Origin of the sequence: Vibrio sp. SG41-7, assembly GCF_014164465.1 — a bacterium.
Lineage (GTDB): Bacteria > Pseudomonadota > Gammaproteobacteria > Enterobacterales > Vibrionaceae > Vibrio > Vibrio splendidus.
The window spans coordinates 16350-35133 of sequence record NZ_JACJFF010000057.1; the positions used below are offsets into that span (position 1 = coordinate 16350).

Sequence of the window (18784 nt, forward strand, 5' to 3'; positions counted from 1 at the left end):
CTTTGCTCTGTTTTTCTTTGTAAGCGAGTTAGGCAAAGTAGGTTCTCAACCAAAGCCCTATCGGGGAAGTAATGCCTGTTGCGATACTGCTAATCTTTCCATCTTTTATGATGACGATGCTTGGAGTGACACTAACGCCCCAACTTCTGCTGATAGATCCAGAAAGATCATTGATCACAGGGAAGTCATACTCTTTCGCCTCTAAGTAGCGCTGAACACGCTCGTCTGGACCAGACGATAGAGCGACCGAAACCACCTGATGGGAATCACTGAAGCTATTGACGGATGGGCTTACAAATTTGCAGGCACCACACCAAGTCGCCCAAAAATAGACAATGACTGGCTTACCATTTTTGCTTAGCTCGATAACATCAATATCTTCGCCTTGGAGCGATTGACCCACAATTGGAATCGCGTCGCCCTGAGGCATGCTTCTGCTGTGATAAAAGTCCATCGCAAATGAAACCACGCCAACGATCAATATCATTGAAACCAGTTCCTTTCCCCACTTCTTAAGACGACTTGGCTTTTTGGTTTCACCCTTTACAGCGCTGTCTTCAGTCGTGCTAGATTTATCTTCATTGTTGGGAGTCTTCATCTATTATCTCGCAGCGTCGATGGCTTGAACGACAGTGTCACTGTCGAGAATGACAGGCAGTGGAATACCGCTTCTATAGCTTGGGCCGTAGACGATATTAAATGGCACACCAAATCGACCATTACTTTGTAGGTATTGAGTGACACTTTCACTTGGTGTTGTCCAATCGCCTTTCATCAAAACAATGTCTTCTTGCTGTAGGTGGCTGTAGACAGGGTCTTGGAGAATGACGCCGATCTTGTTGGCCTTACAGGTAATGCACCACTCAGCGGTCACATCGACAAATACCGTTTTGCCTTGCTCAACCAATTGAGGGATTTGTTTTGCATCTAGCTTTTGCCAATCGAGATCGTCAACAATCGGTGTCGCCCAGTTATCAGCGGTGACACTACCGACGATCAATGCAGCACCAAACACCAAGGTTGTGGTTGCGACAATAGGAATAAGTACCTTGCGGCCCAACTTACGGCCAATCCAAATCAATACTGTAATCACGATAAACAGTGACAACAGGATCGTCGGGAATTTACCAATGAATGGGCTCATTAGGCTTGTTAACCATAGACTGGTAATGAACATCATTAAGCCAAATACCAGCTTAACTCTGAACATCCATGCCCCAGGTTTTGGAAGCAGTTTTGTAAGACTCGGGAACAGCGCGAAAATCAACCAAGGTGCACTCATACCGATGCCGAGTGCGATAAAGATAGCCCACAACTCTTGGTAGCTTGCCCCAAGTGCATAAGCAACTGCGGTTCCTAAGAACGGAGCACTACACGGCGTTGCCAACAGCGTCGCAAACATGCCTTGAATAAAGTGGCCTGAATGTGAGTCATCACCTTTGGTTGCCATCCAAGTGTTTAAGCTGGAAGGCAGTCTGAATTCGAATAACCCAAGTAGGTTAATCGAGAACAGCAAAGTGATGATCAGCATGAATCCGATGAACCAAACATTTTGGAACTGGATTCCCCAACCAATCGCATTGCCACCCATTTTTAGAACGGTCATGCCAAGGGCTAGGAATGCAAATGATGTAATGACACCTGACGCAGAAGCTAAGAATGAGAGTCGGATATGACGATTAGATGCGCCTTGGTTTTGAATGATGCTGTTTAGCTTCATTCCTAATACAGGCAGCACACACGGCATAATATTGAGGATTAAACCACCAATCAAAGCAAAGCCGATCATTGCAAGAAAACCGTTGTTACTTGCTTGATAAGCAATAGGTTCTGAGCCGACTTGAGCGGTCATCTCTTCGGCAAAATTAGTGTCTGAAACGGTGACACTAACGGTGCGATCCGTTAAGTCGACTTCGCCTATCCAGTTGCTGACGTCAAATACAGCGGTCATCGTATTGCCGGTGATGTGGACGGTTGGTTGAGCAAAGAAATCATCGATTACTTCTTTGCCATCGATCAACACCATCGGCTTATCCCAGCCTTCGTTACTGGTTAGTTGAGTGACCAGTTGTTGCTTGCTTTTGTCCCAAAATAGACCGTTTACTGAAGTCCGGTTCGCTTCTCTTGGAGATTGGCTCATGCCTTGGTTGAACAAGAACATCGCTTCTTCATCGAACTGCAATTGCTGCGTGTCGATAGGGAGTTCGATGTCATAGTCAGTCAAAACACAAATATTGGTGCACGACGGGAACGAGAGAGAAGCCCTAAATACAGCAGGTTGCGTTTTGTCTTTCAACGTTAGGGTGACAGGAAAGCTTACGTGCTTTTTGTAGCCCAGCGTCATTACGTCAAGTTGTTCGTAGTATTTAGGGATCGGCCAATGCCAATCTACAGACTCTATATTAGTTGAATCAGACCAATCCCAGCTTGGCGGAATGCCACCTTCACCTGGGCTGCGCCAATAGGTTTTCCAGTCACCGTCGAGTGTAACGTCCAATACAGTTTGAACGGTACCGCCGTTATCCGACTGTTCACCCGTCGACATCATTCGCATCTTAACTGGCGGATGCTCAGGCACGCTTATCCAGCCCGTGGTTTGAGCCAGGGCGGTAAATGACGTCATGACTAAGATTGCAGTGACGAAAGCTTTTGCGCATGTGCGCATGCAGAATGCCAACGAATCGACAAACTTAGTTAGTAGTGTGTTGTACACAAATGTATCTCCAAAAAATAAATAAAAGGGTGGAATAGCCCGGTTATTTACTCTCTAAATATACAGTGCTTTAGGTGTAAGCGGTGTTTTGTAGGTCGAGAAGAGCGATGATTCTCTCCGGATAATCTCGAGATGTGCGGAGATAAGTTGAATGCAACAGCAATCATCAGAACGAAAGGGATCAGCCAGCCCGTTTTAGGTGCGGCAAAGGTCAGCATTTTTGAACTAAGACTGCATGAGCTTGAATTGGGTGACGTTAACATTTTAGACGCTTCTAAACCGAAAATACTGGCGTATAGAGCGGCCATTTTTTCTGAAGAAGCGATGTCGGTTTGAGGATTACTGGTTTCTGTATGAGTTTGGGCGCCAACTAGGACTGATTGACCATTAGCGGATGTAGATAACGATACTTTCTTTACGGCCAGAGTACTCGCCAGACAAGTTAAGATAACCAGTCCGGTAAGGAGAAGTGCCCAAAGCGATTGCTTTTGTTGGCGATTCTGTGTGGGTAAGAAAAGTAGCGATGTGTTCAGCAAATTAGTCAGTAATCTAATCAGTTAATAGTTAATAGTTAATAGTTAATAGCTAAAGCGAGCTCATTGAATTGTGGCTAGCTTAGATAAGTTCTCTTCGCGCCACAAGTCATAAAATGGTTAAAGTGAAACTATATATAAACGAGAGAAAATGTATATACACGAGAGACGATGATTAAACATGGACTCACGCGAATACGACATAGGGCTCTGGTTAAAGTTCACAATAACCGGCAGTTATAACTAATTTATTCTGTATCGATTTGTTTATTCACGATGAGGCTATGCAAAAAGCCCAACAGATCTTAGAGGAACTTATTGGGCTTAATCGTTGGTTTTATTGGAAAGGCTTAGTGAGTACGGCGAGGGCCATTACGTACCAAATCTTTACCATTTTCGAAAACTTCTTTGGTGATCCAGCGAGCGAGCAGAACTTTGTGGCTGCTGTTGAAGACAGCAACGAAGTGACGACCATCTGAATTATTGGTTGCCATGCCTACACCTTCAACGCCTTCAAGACCCAAACCGCCAGCTTCCACTGAGATTAGGAACTTTTCTAGTTCTTCTAAGGAATCGATAATATCAAGTTCGTTGTTCATTTCTATGCTCTCTTGCTGTTAGCTAACATCAGATTTAAGGCGTTTTTGTGCATGTGCTTAAGTGACGATATTGGCTTTTGTTCTTTGTTGGTTGCGTACTTTACAGGTCATAAGAGGGGATTGGAACTCTCAAATATTAGATACGTACTGATATTTTGTGAATTTTTAACACAACATACGTTTAAATGCTTGTTATCCATATTCTTTTTACTACTATTTAAGGGGTCAATTTGGACATTCATAGGAATTAACATGATAAAGGTTTGGCGTTGTCTATTTTTAATGTTGGCGTTTGTGGCATCAGGGAGTTTTGCACAAAGTGTCGATAAAATAGCAGAAGTACAAGACCAGCTAATGCTGGACCTAACAACATTAGAAACAGCGCACGATGCTGAGAAGCCGTTTCTAGAAGATATATTAAGACGAAAGAACCAAGCACTACGTAAAGAGATTTCCTCCCAATTATCATCCGATAAGAAGGAGGGCTTAGACGCTGTTCTTGCCCAACAGGTAGATCTTTTACAACATTTACTGTCATTGAACGAAGTTAAAATTGTCTCTATGAGCAAAGACAACCGTTCCGCTGAAGGTGATGCTAAAAAGCGTCTTGAATTGTTGATTCAAAAACGTATCGGAATGATGGATGATTACTATCAGCAACTCTCTAAAACCTTAAGTTGGTCAAAAGGTCGAGGCGTTGATGTATCGGCTGCGGAAAGTCAGTTAAAAACCGCATTGGTTTCTCGTTCTCAATATCTGACCAATGCGATCCTGTATACAGACACGCAGCGTCAAGATCTAGAGCGTCGCTTGTCTTTTGTTAGTGAAGACGAAAAGGCGACAATAAAAACTGAGTTAATACGTTTCAGCGAACGAACCAGTGTAATGGTTGCCAGCTTAGAGACAAGTATCTCTATGATGGCCCCGTTTGGTGTGGATGTCACTTCGTACAAGCGCATTCTATTAGCGACTACTGGGGACATTAACGCCGATGTGTTGGATGTCGATGTTGCACTGGATCTATTGGATAGCTGGCTTCGATCGTTCAGTTCATGGGCGTTTGACAACACGCCTTCATTTATCGTTAAACTCGCTCTGTTTCTTGGTATTTTATACGTAACTCGCCTTATTGCTAACGTGGCTCGTAAGACCGTTCGTAAGAGTGTCTCGCACTCTAAAATGGACTTTAGCGTATTGATGCAGGAGTTCTTCGTATCCATCGCATCTAAAGCGGTCGTGTTTATTGGTTTGCTTATCGCTCTGTCTCAAATTGGGATTGAGCTAGCGCCACTATTAACCGGTTTCGGTGTTGCGGGTGTCATTATTGGTTTCGCATTGCAAGACACACTATCTAACTTTGCGTCAGGTTTGATGATCTTGATCTATCGTCCTTATGATGTGGGCGACATGGTTAAAGTGGCCGGCGTTCAAGGCACAGTAAAAGACATGAGCTTAGTGTCGACGACCATTCAAACCATCGATAACCAACGCTTGGTGATCCCGAACAACAAAATTTGGGGTGACGTGATCAACAACATCACTGCAGAGCGTGTGAGACGTGTTGATATGGTCTTCGGCATTGGTTACTCAGATGATATCGATAAAGCGAAAGCGGTATTGAACGACATCATTCTTGCGCACCCTCTAGTACTGAAAAAACCGGAGCATATGATCAAGCTTCACACCTTGAATACGTCTTCTGTTGATTTTGTCGTCAGACCTTGGGTTAAGACCGATGACTATTGGGATGTGTATTGGGATGTGACGGAAACCGTGAAGAAACGCTTCGATGAAGAAGGTATCACGATCCCATTCCCTCAACGAGATGTGCATATTTACAATCACGAAGAGAGCTAAGCGAAAGAGCTAGTACGAGAAGTAATTTCGAATAGAGCTATTACGAAAAAAGCTAATACGAAAAAGCTAAGCATGGCTTAGAGCCATCATTCTTAATGTGATATCAAATGGACGCTGAATAAGCGTCCATTTTTATTGGCTTCCGTTTATATTGAGCTTCATTCTTTTATGTCACTCAACCGCCTTAGAATTACGTTATGATGGGGTAGGCTTAGTTTGGACAGTTGAAAGCGAATGGATGATTCACAGCAAAAAACGAATAGTAGAAATACACCTGTAAGAAAAGCGACCCGAATTGAAAGCGTCATGAACTCTGCGATGTGGCATTTAACTCAGCGAGATATGACGGAAAGCGAGTTGGTTGCGAAGCTCAAAGTGAAAACCGACAATCAAGAATGGATCGATGAAACTCTAGGGACACTGAAAGGCTTCGGGTATCTCAAGTCTGACCAAGTGTTTGCAGAACAATTCGTGGAACAAGCTTTTTCTGGTGAATTCGGTTCTCGATATATTGTCGAAAAATTGAAGAAGAAAGGCCTGACCGATTCAGTGATTTCTGATGCAATCCATAAAGTGTCCTTCGAAAAGTCTATTGATGAGCAAACCATCTTGATAGACCGTATCAACCATTACTATACAAGTTTTACCATGAGCCGTGAAAAGCTTGTCGCGACCCTGCAAAAGCGTGGTTTTAGCTACCAGCAGGTGAAGGTAGCGATTGACCAGCACACGCAGTCGCATGAACTGAAAAGTAATATTCAAATTAAGGCAGAGAAAGCTGATTTGGAAAAAGAGGTGCTTAAGTATGCTCGTAAAGGCAAAGGCTTGACTGCTATTCAGCAAGAGCTTAGACAGCGACAAATTGACACCAGCGAGTTGTCATCGTTGGTCGACCGATTAATTAATGAGGAGCAACTGGATTTCTATTCATCTTGTTTGGAACAGCTGCAGAAGAAATCATATGACCTCAACGATCACAAAGAGCGTTCAAAGGCGTACGCAATGTTAAGTCGAAAGGGCTTTTCGTCGGATGAAATCAAATTTGCTCTGAGTGAAGGCAACGAATAACAACCAACATTATGCGTAAAGAGTGTACATAGCCTTGCTTTAACGTGTCGTGTGTAGGTTTTCTGTAAGACCTAGGCCATTGCGTAAGGCGAATTGAATCAGGTCATTGTGGCTGTTTAAATCGAGCAATCCAAGCATTCTGTATTTATGCGATTCTATCGTTCGAGAGCTAAGGTGGAGCTGTTCTGCACACTCTTTTGCACTAAACCCTTGAGCAATGAGAGCCAAAACCTTGGTTTGTTTTTTGGTGAGTAATAATAGCTTCTCACTATCATCTGCTAGCCGATTCTCATTTTGCTTTAGTGTCCTCGCTAGCGTTGAGTGCTGCCAATAACAGAGCCAAAGTTCACAGACTAACTTTAAGCGCTGGATGTCTTCGAGGTCAAAGGTGGTTTCGTTGTCGTGAAAGTTAGTGAAAGATAATGCTCCCCAGCGTTGGTTAAACAGCTGCAAAGGAATGATGCAGTGCCATCTTCCCCCTTCTTTATAGATCTTCTTTAACACATAGTTTTTGGTTGAAACGAGTTCGTCACTGGTAAAGGTGAGATATGTTTCATTGGTTTTCAATAGCTTTAGGTAATCAAGGTAGTTACCGCCAACCAAACTTTTCTTATCGACAGGAGGTATGTTTGCTTTGGATACTGAACAAGTTTTCCCGTCTTCAAGTAAGACCATTGAATTCGGGTAAAGCGTTAAACGATCAATCCCGAACCAATCGAGTACGTCAAAGCTTGCTTCTGACCACGTTGTTTGAAAGTTCTTAGGATCGCTATTAATAAGAGAGGTTGATTGTTTCATTAATAGCTGTTCAAAACTTAGGCTTAAAGCAGACACGTTTTTCCTTTCTCGATACATTCATTAGGTCAATACTCAGAAGATATTCGTTCGAGTGGCTCAGTGCAAGATAAGATTCTTATATATATCATAGGTTCTATTTTTAAGTTTTTTATAACTCTTAGTTCTAGATTGTCGAATGATAAGCAGTACATTTACTGCATTAATTGAACGGTGTTTTTTAATAAGATCGGGCATTTCTATAACCGAGTAAACACTGTGATAAGTTTAAGGACGTTACTGTCTATTTCAGTCTCGATGTTGACCTTTTTTCATTCCGTTACACACGCGAATACCTCTCCAATGTTTGTTTACGCGCAATCTCCAATTCATTCAAATGTGCTTTCCACACAACTTCGTTCTGCTCAGCCTAAAAGAGCGGGGACCATTGAGTTCAAGTCCTCCTATACTCAAGCCAGTATATGGGCACACACGAGTGCGTATGCTCTCGACTATTATCAAAATCAATCCAATATTGCGATTGAATGGCAAGCTTCACCTGTCTGGAAAACGGAGCTGGATTACCGAGTTGTGACTGCAAAAGATAATGGTTTAGACAGTTTTGTGATGGGGTTTCATGACCTGTTTCGTATTGGCCAGAATGGTCGCGATCAAGTGGCGGAAGATCAATTCACCATGGGTTTTCACAATGCAGATATTTATATGTCTGATTTTGAGGGGGATGACTTAACCAACGCTCTGACGTTCTACAATGAACTTCTACTGTATTCTAGAGGGCCAATGTCGCTCTCGGCTGGTGGCTCTTTGTTTTACAACAATGTAAGAAGTGGGCAGTTTGCGAGAACCAGTTTTGATCAAGGTGTTCAGCTTAACTACAGCTATATCACTCCTAGGCACAGCGTTTTTTCAACCATTGGTCTTGTACATCGAGATAGCGATGTGTATGTCGTTAGTCTTGAAAATTTCAGCGCAAGTTGGGCGATTGGGTATGAGTATCGGTTGAATCAACGCCATAGCTTATTGATTGAGTCTCTCAACTATCAAGGTTGGGCGAGCAATGACCCGGACTTTTCTGAACCTTCTAACGAGGTCGTTTTGGGTTATCGCTACCGCTTAAATCAACTCGTAGTCGAAGCGCTGATGATTGAGAACATCCGTAATATGGATAACAGCACCGATATCGGCTTTACACTCGGATTACGTTTTTCAATATAAACGACACATTAATATATTCTTATTTCATGAAATTCACCAAAGCTATAAAATTTTCAGTAAATTTACGGTATATCAATAACCTGTTTTTTTGAACAATAGCGCCACTCCAAAAGGCCGGATTAACAAGGCCGAATCAATATATAGGTAGTGGTTATCATGAAAAAGACATTAGTAGCACTTGCGATTGCGAGCATTTCAAGTTCAGCTTTCGCTGTAAACACAAGCAGTCAAAACAGCCAGAATGAAGACATGTTCGCATTTGACTCAATGCATAAAGATCAATTTTCAGTATCTGGTGCTATGGGTGTTGGCGGTTACTACGATACTGGTTCTAAAGCATTTTACGATGACTGGGCTACAGGCCTTACACTTGCGGTAAACTACCGTAACAACCGTATTGTTGGTTACTTCGAAACTGACTTGATGGTGAACTACACAACAGACAATAACGTTTCAGCGAATGATTCAGTTAACTACAAGTGGACAAATGGCATCGATACTGGCCCTGCTGCTGACGTAGACAAAGCTTGGCTTGGTTTTGACACTGGTTTCGGTATCGCTTCATTTGGTTGGGAAAACGATACAGCACTAGACAAAGTGGATGGCGCTGGTGATAACACTTACGAGTTTGGCGCTTCTGCTGGTGATGCTTCTGACGGCTTCAATGTTGTTAAATTCCAAGGTGCAACAAGTGGTATCGCTTACGGTATCTCTTACTTCGAAACGAAAGATTCTCGTGACAATGATAAGTTCGATAAAGGTGTGAACGGCTACATCGGTCTAGAGCAAGAAGTATTCAACCTATACGCAGGTTACGAAAACCGTGATTACGAAGCTAATTACGAAGTTTACACGGTAACTGGTAACGTAAAAATCGGTGACCTAACACTAGGTATGAACTCTTGGATTGATGACGCAGATTCTGAGAAAGACACTGGTTACTACGTTTCAGGTGGTTACGCGGTTTCTGAAGACCTAACAATTGCAGCGGGTTACGCCTCTAACAGCAATGAACTTGATGGCCAAGCGGACGTAGATGCTTCTTACATCAACATCGCGGCAATGTACCGTATCGCTGACAACGCTGACATGGGTATCGATATCAAGCAAGACATCGATGGTGCTCGTATTGGCGATTCTAACTTGCAATATGATGAAGAGACTCACGTATTCGCAGCAGCTTACTACTACTTCTAAGAACTTGAACTCATAAGAGCTTCTAAGACATTTGATGGTAATGGTGTAATAGCTTGCCCGGTCGTTACACCATGTTCTCTTCTTTTTGCAGTGTAAGCATCCACAGATTGATATGTGGTTTTTCACTCAAGTGCTACGAGTGGAATTATTATCTGGAGAAATGTAATGATTAAAAGCATTACAGCCCAGGGTGTTATTTATGGAAATGATACCCTGTTTACGTGTAAACCGAATCGTAATGGACTATTTGAATTGGCGCGTAAACATGGAAGAGTCGCAGGTACCCGCCCACAAGATCTCAAGAACAAGGTTTATACTGAATCTCTTGATGAAGCTTGGAATCTACTCAAAACAGAGAAGTTTTATATTGTTTTGACGGGGCAAGTATTTGGCATTCATCGAAAATCATTGCGAAGTGCTGATTCTGTTGATGTTGAGTTTGATACTGAAACTCGCTCGACATGTGTCACGGCATAGATCCAACGCTGAATATAAAAAGGACGATAAATTATCGTCCTTTTTTCGTTTGAATTTTTGGTTCAACCTTGGTTACAGATGCTCAGCACCCGCTATCGGCCGTATTGCCCAACGATAAAGTGTTCAAACTCATCACACATCTGATGATTTGATTTGTCATTATTCGTCAACTCGGTAGCCCCATCAACGATCGATATCTTCGCATTCAAATCCGCGACTGGTGCACGTTCTCTTGTCGACAGTTGTTTGATTTTTTGCTCCTCAATCGCCCAAGCTTCCTCTGGCGATAAGTTACACTCGTCAGCGAGGTATTTGGCATTAAAACCTTCCCCAGTCAGGCTTTCGATTGTCCCATTATGATTGACGCTGTTTCCTTGATGCCAATAGTGCTTAGCTAACAAAGGGCCGATCTCTGGGTTATCCGTTAAGTAGCCAAACTTATCGGTGAAATACGCACGAGTTTGATACACCGCCATATGAGCCAGAAGGTAACCTTGATACGCGCAAGATGCTTCATCCGACAATAGATGCGGGATTGCCATTAATGGGCGAGGGCTACAAGCTAATCCAAGAATCGTTTTCTCACTGCTACGAGCAAGAGCAGTGATCTTTTCCGGTGTCAGATCTTCATCCGCCAATTCGTAAAGTGCTCGCTCGAAATACGGAACCACTAAAATGCTGCGTTCTTGATAAGCTCTGAAGGGTTGTTTGTTATCGATGATTGCTTTGATTAACTCGTCAGGTACTGCTTGGCCATCTGCATTAAGCGCGTATTGTTTGAGCCAATCGGCGTCATTCAATAAGCTGTCACAGAACATGGATTGCGTTTCGGCATAAGCCATCGAGGTTGGTGCAAATTCCTGAGAGAAACAAGGCGCGTTCATCTTAACGTTGGCGAAATGCGCTGCGTGGCCGCCCTCGTGAAATAGCGTGTTGATACCATCATAACCGCTGCCGATTTGGTCGGGCTTGGCGTTGCTCGTGAAGTTAACTTGAGCCGCTACCCAAGTGTCTTGATCGTAGAAAGATGGGATAGGGCCATGGCAGAAACCATTAGGGTATTTACCTTTACGATCAAGCAGATCCAATTTTAATGTCGCTTGAGAGTATTCGATGTTTAGGCGACCAAAAGATTCAATCCAGCGTCGAAGTGACTTTGAGAACGGAACATAAGGATCAAGATTATTCATAACGTCACCTGCAAAAGAGTAGGTAAAGTTATGGGCTTGAAGTGCACTTTCGCCTTTTTGCTCAGCCAAATTGGCTAGGCTTTGCTGATGGCTATCGCGTGTACGTGCTTCGAAGTCGTCAAGAATCGTAAACAGCTGCTCTGTCGTCATCTGTTCGGTTTTAACCACCGAGTAATCAAAGAAGGTTTTAAAACCCAGTGATTGAGCAAATTGGTTACGTTTTTTGATCAGTTCAATGAAGCCGTTAGCCAGCAGCCACTGTTCTAAATCTAATAGTGCTTGGTGTGCAGAAAGCCTAACTTGTTCATTACCATTACTTCTAACGGCTGAACCTAAAACGGGCAGTGACCCTTCTGTTTCGTCGCCTGTTTCATTTACGTAAGTCATCACATGATTTTGTTTTTTCTCAAACAGTTCAGCCTCAAACTTTATGAGTTCGGCTTTAAGCTTCTGTGACTGCTCTGACTCAATAGCGTGAGATCTAAAGGTCGCTAACCAACCATTCAAGCCTGTTAGCGTACTCTCTTTTTCTAGGGGATCTTGAATTTTATCGATAGCAGCTAGTTGCGTTTCGATAGCAGCAATTTGTTCGGCAGAGCTAAGAAATTCCGTCCACTGAGTCTGCGCGAGTGTCGAGCCATCGTGGTCGTCACTGATCCCCATATATGTATCCCAAAAGAAGTCTTCTTTTGCTTTATGAGTCGCAAGATACTTTTGATTCAATTGGTTGAGATAGTTCGTTGCAGTCATGACATTCCTTGAAAATTAACCAGTAATTTCAACATTATGACACATTCATTGAATGTATTTTGTGATGTTGCATATAGCGGAATGTAAATTACATGGCTATCAAGCCGTGTTGAACCAATACGGTTTTATCAGCTTTCCACCAGAAGCTATTCAGCGTAACAAAGTTAGATTGTCGCTTGAAGACCTGCTATTGAAGGTGGATATAATTAATGGGTACGATGTGTTGTAACTTTTGCAGGGGAGTGATATTATCTTTTTCGTAATGGTTCTCAACGTGACGGGTTACGTTATTCGGTGATGAATTTATCTAGCGGGCATGTATGCCCGTTTTTTTTCGCTTAAAATTTGCGACTCGAGCAGTTGTTTGTTGATTGGTCACGTATAATGGGCGCTTCATATAGCGCTAAATAAGCTCAGTCGATGAAAATCCTTCAAGTTCTAATCTTGCCTCTAATGCTGTCCCTTAATGCTTTTGCATTTTCCGCGCAAGCAACCGAAAGCTGGTGGCTAAGAACAGTATTTAACAGCAGCGCAAGTCTGCCGAGTTCTCAAGACTATATTAACGATACTGCACTCATGGATTGTGGCGAAGTTGAAGGCACTCTGTTGTGCAGTGACCTCACTCAATATTACGATTTGGATGTTTATGTTGAACTGGAATTAGGCGACTCAAGCGTTGAAACGGTTCGCTTAAATCTGCCATATTCGAACCTAAGTTACACAAAGCTTCAAGCCTACCTTCGCCAAGATGGCTTTGCTCTCAGCTCAATTCGTATTGGAGAGGATGAGTTCGATGTGGTCGCTCAACTCGAACAAGCGAAACATGAGGGCGTTGGTTTTGATGAGGTAGATAAACAACTCGTCGAATTTATCAATGCACCACATCATTCCTCTGAGCAAATGAGTTTATGGAATGTGCCTAGTTCTTCTTCATCTTCTTCTCGTTCTTCAGCTCCTTGGATTCAGTTACATAGTGATGGCGACAACTTAACGGTTGAACTAAATCGTCTTTAATTGCTCAAATTTATAGATGGTTTCGTCATTCATTAGAGTAAACAAGCCTTTTGGGAGAACGGCTGAGGGGCAGACAGCAAGCTATTATTGATTTTAGTGTTCGTTTTTCTGCGGCTCTCACATTTTTTAGTAAGCGTTTACCTTTGCCATTTGTTATACGTTGAGCCTTCGGTAAAACGAGCTTAGGATACGTTCAGTATTGATAAAGGAGACAACCCATGGTTGCAAGAGTAACGACAGCGCCACAAGGCCCAGAACTCTCTGAGTTGGTGCAAGGATACTGGCGTACAGCAGAATGGGGTATGACCCCGCAACAACGCCTGACTTTCCTGAAGCAGCACATTGATCTTGGCATCACAACTGTTGATCACGCGGATATTTACGGTAACTACCAATGTGAAAAGTTGTTTGGTGAAGCATTAACGCTTGAGCCAAGCCTTCGTGATGATATTCAAATCATCACCAAGTGCGATATCAACTTGTGTGGAGACCACACTCCAGATCGTAAGATCAATCACTATGACACCAGCGCGCATCATATTTACCAGTCGGTAAATAACTCTCTAGAGCGTCTGGGTGTAACCGAACTTGATGTATTACTGATTCACCGCCCAGATGTACTGATGGATGCAGATGAAGTAGCAGAAGCGTTCGCTGAATTACATAAGGTAGGTAAAGTTAAGCACTTCGGTGTCTCTAACTTTTCACCGCGTCAGTTCGACTTACTGCAATCTCGACTAGGTAAGCCACTAGTGACTAACCAAGTTGAAATCAATCCATTGAACTTTGAAGTGGCCCATGATGGTACGTTGGATCAGCTGCAGATGAACCGTACTCGTCCAATGGCGTGGTCTTGTCTCGGTGGCGGCAGCATCTTCAGTGGCGATTCAGCACAAGCGATTCGCGTTCGCGATGAGCTAGAGGCGATTCGTCTAGAAGTGGGTGCAGACAGCATTGACCAAGTGATTTACGCTTGGGTTCGTCGTTTACCGTCTAATCCGATTGCTATTATTGGCTCAGGTAAGATTGAACGTGTGAAGACGGCTGTTGATGCACTGAAAATCGAGCTGACTCGTGAGCAGTGGTATCGCGTATGGGTTGCTTCTAAAGGTCACGGTGTGCCATAGGTAGCGATTCAAAATAGAAGCAAAAGCCAGCTAACAAAGCTGGCTTTTTTGTGTTCGCCTAACATGTTTCTTCAAAACTGTGATTAAGGTGGAATAATTTTCAAAAACACTCATAATGCACTCTGTTTTTCACCAGTTGGATATTTCCATTGAGCACTTCAAAATTCTCTTCAATCGCCCTTAAACCTGAGCTTCTAAATACGTTAGATTCTCTTGGTTATACTGAAATGACGCCTATTCAAGCGTTAAGTCTTCCTACTATTCTGGATGGCAAGGATGTTATCGGTCAGGGTAAAACGGGTTCAGGTAAAACAGCTGCCTTTGGTTTAGGCGTGCTGCAAAACCTACGCGTTAAGCGTTTTCGTGTTCAATCTTTAGTGTTATGTCCGACTCGTGAGCTTGCAGACCAAGTAGCAAAAGAGATCCGTACTCTTGCTCGTGGCATTCACAATATTAAAGTGCTGACACTATGTGGCGGTATGCCAATGGGCCCACAAATTGGTTCATTAGAGCATGGCGCACACATTCTTGTGGGCACTCCTGGTCGTATCCTGGACCACCTAGAGAGAGACCGTATTGACCTGTCTGAGTTGAACACACTTGTGTTAGATGAAGCCGATCGCATGCTGGAAATGGGTTTCCAAGATGCACTAGATGCTGTTATTGAAGCAGCACCAAAAGATCGTCAAACGTTATTGTTCAGTGCAACTTTCCCTAAACAGATTAAATCTGTTGCAGACCGCATCATGAATAACCCTGAAATGGTGAAGGTTGAATCAACGCACGATCACTCAAGCATCCAACAACACTTTTATAAGGTTGAAGGTACTGAAGCTCGTGATGATGCACTAGAGCTAATGCTTCTTCATCATCAACCAGAGTCAGCGGTTGTGTTCTGTAATACTAAGAAAGAAGTACAGAACGTAAATGATGAGCTAAGCCACCGTGGTTTCAGTGTTATCGAGCTTCATGGCGACATGGAACAGCGTGAACGTGACCAAGCTTTGGTTCAGTTCTCAAACAAAACCATCTCTATCTTGGTTGCAACCGATGTTGCCGCTCGTGGTCTTGATGTTGATAACCTAGATGCTGTGTTCAACTTTGAGTTGTCTCGCGATCCTGAAGTTCACGTACACCGCATCGGTCGTACTGGACGTGCAGGAAGCAAAGGCGTCGCTATCAGCTTCTTTAGCGAAAAAGAGATGCACCGTGTTGCTCAAATTGATGAGTACATGGATATGCCAATCGAACCATCTCAGTTGCCAGCTAAACCAATCGCTAAGCCGTACTACTCAAACATGGTAACCATCCAGATTGATGGTGGTAAGAAAGCGAAACTTCGCGCAGGCGATATCCTTGGTGCGTTGACAGGCCAAGGCGGTATTGATGGTAAGTCAGTAGGTAAGATCAACTTGTTCGCGATGCGTGCTTACGTTGCTGTAGAAAGATCAATGGCTAAGAAAGCATTAGGTAAAATCGAATCAGGTAAAATGAAGGGTCGTCAATTCCGCGCCCGAATTCTGAAGTAATTCGAGATTGTCTCCCTTTACTGCTAAGTCATGCTAGTGATAATGCAGTAAAGGGTGTTCCACAGCCAGTAACGCATCAAACGTTTATTCATCAGGTCTGATCGAATAGAAATCGTTGATATGTCTTCCTTCGCTAAGATACCAAGTCATCGCTTCCTGTCGATTATTAGCGGATATCGTAATTGTGGTTAGTCTTCCATCGTCAAAATAACAAAGCTCGTACTCTAACTCGCTTGTATAATGAGGAGTAGCGGCCATAGCTTACCTCCCAAATATTAATCATTTGAAAATAAATAAACCATTCGTTTATAGGTTTCGTTTACATCAAATGAGCAATAAAAATCAAGTTACATCACTGCCATTAATTATTTTTAGTTTAATCATTTGCCGAAATAGCTAGATTAGCAAGTCTGAGTCTCAATTTATCTCAAAGTTTTTACAGCCACTGCTTATTAAGGCTACTTTTATAAGAGCTAGAACGAGCGTTATAAGAACTAGAGCTAGCCTTAAAAGGGTGAGTTAATGGATTTATGGATTTGCTGAATATCGTGAGAGGGTTAAATGAGAAAGTGTCGATGGTTAGTCTTATTAGTCTGTTTTGTATTCGCTGGTTGCGGGACTAAATTTGCCTACAACAATATAAGCTGGTTTGCGGTTAGCTATATTGAAGACTTTGTTTCTCTATCCAACAGTCAAGAATCAGAGCTCGAAGAGCGCCTCGACTTATTACAGCAATGGCATAAAGAAACCCAACTTCCGCTGTATATGTCGCAACTGCAAGCGATTCAAAACCTAGACCGTTCTGATATGAATTCAGCTTTTATCATTGATCAAAGTGAACAAACTAAAAATCATATTCGCTCAATCGTTAACAAGTTTTCTCCTGATATTTACGCATTAAGTATGCAGCTTACCCCTGAGCAAGATAACGAATTCTTAAAGAACTTTAGGGAAAAGCAGCAAGAATATTACGAAGAAAGATTATCATTGAATGATGAAGATTCGAGAGAACGTTATCGAAGTCGAATTGAAGATCGGTTAGAGCGATGGCTCGGGTCGGTATCGAAAGAGCAAAAAACGATTATTTTGACGTGGTCTCAAGAGTGGATAAATACTAACGACAGCTGGCGACAATATCAAAATAATACGTATCAAGACCTAACGACACTTATGCAAAAGAAGACCGATTTACATATTGCACAGCCAATTATTATGAAGCTACTTTTGAACAATGAAGATTATTATCCGCAAGAACTGGAGTCTAAGCTTGATAAGAATATGCAAACATCAGCGAAGTTCTTGGTGGATATCGCCGCAGTGAGCAGTGATAAACAATGGGCTTATTTTATGAGTGAGCTAGAAAGCCTCAAGACGACGTTAGTGTCACTGCAGGAGTAGGGTAGCTATATTAAGGCTAGTGACTGTTTGCTACTAGCCTTCTGACAAAACCTTAACCGAATGCAGAGAGTTAGCCTCTGTTACTCATCAGCAGCTTTGGAATTGAGCCTTTAGCTGTCTTAGATATTTTTTGCATCAATTGAAAGCTCGGCTGTTGAATACCGTGATCACTTTGCAGTTCATCAATCATCAGTAACCATAACCGTGCTGTCATTTCTGAATCGGCTAACGCTCTGTGGAAAGTACCGTCGTTGTCGATATTCTTGAAACGCACAAGGTCGCCTAGCTTATGAGTCGGTGCGTCTTGGATTAGACGACGAGCGATCAACATTGAGCAAGCGAACTTGCCTGTGTAGTCTCGGCCAATAAAGTCTAATTCCGCATCGAGAAAGCGCTTATCAAACGACGCATTGTGAGCAACAAGTTGGCTGCCTTGGATAAAGTCTGCAAACTCATCCATTACTTCACTGCAACTGGCCGCTGTGCTTAACATGCGGTTACTGATCCCGGTATAGCTTTCAATGAATCCACTAACGCGAAATCCCGGGTTCATGAGCTGCTGGAAGGTGTCGACGACTTCGCCGTTAACGAGTTTAACCGCACCGATTTCAATCGCTCGGTCACCCATGTTTGGCGACAAGCCTGTGGTTTCGAAATCGAGAACGATAACGGAGTCTGCGGAGTTTGGAGCCATCGTGTTTCCTAATACTATTTGGTTGTATCGCTTTATATGGGGCGCTTAGTGTTGCTATGGGTCAATCTATTGCGTGTTGTTGTTCTATTGCGTGTTGCTACTGACAGTGAGCTCAGTGTAACCCGTCGAATCGTCATGCTCTCTGTTGAAGGTCAAAGTATCGTAGCGGTGAACAATCAATTCAGCGGTGGTTGCGATAATCGTCCCTTCAAGCAAATGCCCACCAATCACATTGCCATTCTCATCAGCAACGGATATATGCACATGCTGGTGATTTGGGGTTAGTGTTGCCATAAGCGACACAATTTCGAACGGAGCTGTGATTAGCTTGGTATTGTTCGCATTAGCCAGACGAATATTGAGTTCAGAGACACAACCGACACAAGACGCAATAGAGCCCGCCGAGATATTGTGCGCTGTCGCAAGCTTTTGGAGTTCAAGTTTTAGATCTTGGCCTCGGATTAATCTCGTTACGATAGGGGTGATCATTTTATTGCCTCAACTTTATTAGTCTCCTAAAAGGTTAAAACCACCGACTTTAGTCGGTCAGCTTTAGCTATGATACTTTACAACTCTGTACATAGGTGGAGTTGGTCATGGACTATCGTTACGGAAGCCATACGGTTTT

General features: G+C 43.0%; 18 protein-coding genes. 10 read left to right on the forward strand and 8 right to left on the reverse strand.

All coding sequences use genetic code 11. From position 1 onward, the window contains the following. Window positions 1-28: 28 nt before the first annotated feature. Both H5300_RS15480 and H5300_RS15485 read right to left on the reverse strand, forming a co-directional pair. Window positions 29-598: a protein disulfide oxidoreductase gene (locus tag H5300_RS15480; RefSeq protein WP_182796357.1), complete on the reverse strand. Its 570-nt coding sequence runs from the start codon at window positions 596-598 to the stop codon at window positions 29-31. A gap of 3 nt (window positions 599-601) precedes the next feature. After that, window positions 602-2665: a protein-disulfide reductase DsbD gene (locus H5300_RS15485; protein ID WP_182796365.1), complete on the reverse strand. Its 2064-nt coding sequence runs from the start codon at window positions 2663-2665 to the stop codon at window positions 602-604. Window positions 2666-2845: 180 nt separating this feature from the next. Here H5300_RS15485 and H5300_RS15490 point away from each other — a divergent pair, with 180 nt between their 5' ends. Beyond that, complete coding sequence (locus H5300_RS15490) at window positions 2846-3049, forward strand: hypothetical protein (RefSeq protein WP_017081927.1); 204 nt, start codon at window positions 2846-2848, stop codon at window positions 3047-3049. A gap of 547 nt (window positions 3050-3596) precedes the next feature. Here the strand turns inward: H5300_RS15490 and H5300_RS15495 are convergent. Then, complete coding sequence (locus H5300_RS15495; protein WP_017077416.1) at window positions 3597-3845, reverse strand: hypothetical protein; 249 nt, start codon at window positions 3843-3845, stop codon at window positions 3597-3599. 252 nt (window positions 3846-4097) lie between these two features. Here H5300_RS15495 and H5300_RS15500 point away from each other — a divergent pair, with 252 nt between their 5' ends. Next, entirely contained in the window at window positions 4098-5702 is a 1605-nt protein-coding gene (locus H5300_RS15500) for a mechanosensitive ion channel family protein (protein ID WP_017081928.1), read from the forward strand. Between the two features lie 234 nt (window positions 5703-5936). Further along, complete coding sequence (locus H5300_RS15505; protein WP_182796358.1) at window positions 5937-6770, forward strand: regulatory protein RecX; 834 nt, start codon at window positions 5937-5939, stop codon at window positions 6768-6770. 39 nt (window positions 6771-6809) lie between these two features. Here the strand turns inward: H5300_RS15505 and H5300_RS15510 are convergent, their stop codons facing one another. Further along, window positions 6810-7604 (reverse strand): response regulator transcription factor, encoded by a 795-nt coding sequence (locus H5300_RS15510; RefSeq protein ID WP_017077418.1) that lies wholly within the window; start codon window positions 7602-7604, stop codon window positions 6810-6812. A gap of 258 nt (window positions 7605-7862) precedes the next feature. Here H5300_RS15510 and H5300_RS15515 point away from each other — a divergent pair, with 258 nt between their 5' ends. The 3 genes from H5300_RS15515 to H5300_RS15525 all read left to right on the forward strand — a co-directional run bounded on the left by H5300_RS15515 (window position 7863) and on the right by H5300_RS15525 (window position 10454). Further along, a complete protein-coding gene (locus H5300_RS15515; RefSeq protein WP_220503508.1) occupies window positions 7863-8780 on the forward strand; it encodes a DUF3187 family protein in 918 nt (305 codons plus the stop codon). A 156-nt stretch (window positions 8781-8936) separates the two neighbouring features. Continuing rightward, complete coding sequence (locus H5300_RS15520) at window positions 8937-9977, forward strand: porin (RefSeq protein ID WP_182796360.1); 1041 nt, start codon at window positions 8937-8939, stop codon at window positions 9975-9977. 165 nt (window positions 9978-10142) lie between these two features. Further along, complete coding sequence (locus tag H5300_RS15525; protein WP_029406345.1) at window positions 10143-10454, forward strand: hypothetical protein; 312 nt, start codon at window positions 10143-10145, stop codon at window positions 10452-10454. A gap of 92 nt (window positions 10455-10546) precedes the next feature. Here H5300_RS15525 and H5300_RS15530 read toward each other — a convergent pair whose 3' ends face one another. Then, entirely contained in the window at window positions 10547-12394 is a 1848-nt protein-coding gene (locus H5300_RS15530) for a M3 family metallopeptidase (RefSeq protein WP_182796361.1), read from the reverse strand. Between the two features lie 420 nt (window positions 12395-12814). On the opposite strand from H5300_RS15530, the gene H5300_RS15535 reads away from it, so the two are divergent. The 3 genes from H5300_RS15535 (at window position 12815) to dbpA (ending at window position 16064) form a co-directional block, all read left to right on the forward strand. Then, the gene (locus H5300_RS15535) at window positions 12815-13408 is read left to right on the forward strand and encodes a hypothetical protein (protein WP_182796362.1); all 594 of its coding nucleotides are present in this window, start codon (window positions 12815-12817) and stop codon (window positions 13406-13408) included. Window positions 13409-13626: 218 nt separating this feature from the next. Next, window positions 13627-14535 (forward strand): aldo/keto reductase family oxidoreductase, encoded by a 909-nt coding sequence (locus H5300_RS15540; RefSeq protein WP_182796363.1) that lies wholly within the window; start codon window positions 13627-13629, stop codon window positions 14533-14535. 149 nt (window positions 14536-14684) lie between these two features. After that, on the forward strand, window positions 14685-16064 hold the full coding sequence (dbpA, locus tag H5300_RS15545) for an ATP-dependent RNA helicase DbpA (protein WP_009844770.1): 1380 nt from the start codon (window positions 14685-14687) through the stop codon (window positions 16062-16064). A gap of 84 nt (window positions 16065-16148) precedes the next feature. Here dbpA and H5300_RS15550 read toward each other — a convergent pair whose 3' ends face one another. After that, entirely contained in the window at window positions 16149-16322 is a 174-nt protein-coding gene (locus H5300_RS15550) for a hypothetical protein (RefSeq protein WP_017077429.1), read from the reverse strand. A gap of 303 nt (window positions 16323-16625) precedes the next feature. Between H5300_RS15550 and H5300_RS15555 the strand changes: the two genes are divergently transcribed. Next, window positions 16626-17462: a DUF6279 family lipoprotein gene (locus H5300_RS15555; protein WP_182796364.1), complete on the forward strand. Its 837-nt coding sequence runs from the start codon at window positions 16626-16628 to the stop codon at window positions 17460-17462. A 70-nt stretch (window positions 17463-17532) separates the two neighbouring features. On the opposite strand, the gene H5300_RS15560 is transcribed toward H5300_RS15555, so the two are convergent. Both H5300_RS15560 and H5300_RS15565 read right to left on the reverse strand, forming a co-directional pair. Beyond that, window positions 17533-18156, reverse strand: a complete 624-nt coding sequence (locus tag H5300_RS15560; protein WP_004731776.1) for a PolC-type DNA polymerase III — start codon at window positions 18154-18156, stop codon at window positions 17533-17535. Window positions 18157-18240: 84 nt separating this feature from the next. Next, a complete protein-coding gene (locus H5300_RS15565; protein WP_102444303.1) occupies window positions 18241-18645 on the reverse strand; it encodes a PPC domain-containing DNA-binding protein in 405 nt (134 codons plus the stop codon). Window positions 18646-18784: the final 139 nt, after the last annotated feature.

What these genes read in the sequence shown, in the direction of transcription:
- H5300_RS15495 (WP_017077416.1), bottom strand. Translation starts at nt 3,845, where the DNA reads ATGAACAACGAACTTGATATTATCGATTCCTTAGAAGAACTAGAAAAG.
- H5300_RS15565 (WP_102444303.1), bottom strand. Translation starts at nt 18,645, where the DNA reads ATGATCACCCCTATCGTAACGAGATTAATCCGAGGCCAAGATCTAAAA.
- H5300_RS15555 (WP_182796364.1), top strand. Translation starts at nt 16,626, where the DNA reads ATGAGAAAGTGTCGATGGTTAGTCTTATTAGTCTGTTTTGTATTCGCT.
- H5300_RS15520 (WP_182796360.1), top strand. Translation starts at nt 8,937, where the DNA reads ATGAAAAAGACATTAGTAGCACTTGCGATTGCGAGCATTTCAAGTTCA.
- H5300_RS15505 (WP_182796358.1), top strand. Translation starts at nt 5,937, where the DNA reads ATGGATGATTCACAGCAAAAAACGAATAGTAGAAATACACCTGTAAGA.
- H5300_RS15550 (WP_017077429.1), bottom strand. Translation starts at nt 16,322, where the DNA reads ATGGCCGCTACTCCTCATTATACAAGCGAGTTAGAGTACGAGCTTTGT.
- H5300_RS15530 (WP_182796361.1), bottom strand. Translation starts at nt 12,394, where the DNA reads ATGACTGCAACGAACTATCTCAACCAATTGAATCAAAAGTATCTTGCG.
- H5300_RS15485 (WP_182796365.1), bottom strand. Translation starts at nt 2,665, where the DNA reads ATGCGCACATGCGCAAAAGCTTTCGTCACTGCAATCTTAGTCATGACG.
- H5300_RS15480 (WP_182796357.1), bottom strand. Translation starts at nt 598, where the DNA reads ATGAAGACTCCCAACAATGAAGATAAATCTAGCACGACTGAAGACAGC.
- H5300_RS15525 (WP_029406345.1), top strand. Translation starts at nt 10,143, where the DNA reads ATGATTAAAAGCATTACAGCCCAGGGTGTTATTTATGGAAATGATACC.
- H5300_RS15540 (WP_182796363.1), top strand. Translation starts at nt 13,627, where the DNA reads ATGGTTGCAAGAGTAACGACAGCGCCACAAGGCCCAGAACTCTCTGAG.
- H5300_RS15535 (WP_182796362.1), top strand. Translation starts at nt 12,815, where the DNA reads ATGAAAATCCTTCAAGTTCTAATCTTGCCTCTAATGCTGTCCCTTAAT.
- H5300_RS15500 (WP_017081928.1), top strand. Translation starts at nt 4,098, where the DNA reads ATGATAAAGGTTTGGCGTTGTCTATTTTTAATGTTGGCGTTTGTGGCA.
- H5300_RS15490 (WP_017081927.1), top strand. Translation starts at nt 2,846, where the DNA reads ATGTGCGGAGATAAGTTGAATGCAACAGCAATCATCAGAACGAAAGGG.
- H5300_RS15515 (WP_220503508.1), top strand. Translation starts at nt 7,863, where the DNA reads ATGTTGACCTTTTTTCATTCCGTTACACACGCGAATACCTCTCCAATG.
- H5300_RS15560 (WP_004731776.1), bottom strand. Translation starts at nt 18,156, where the DNA reads ATGGCTCCAAACTCCGCAGACTCCGTTATCGTTCTCGATTTCGAAACC.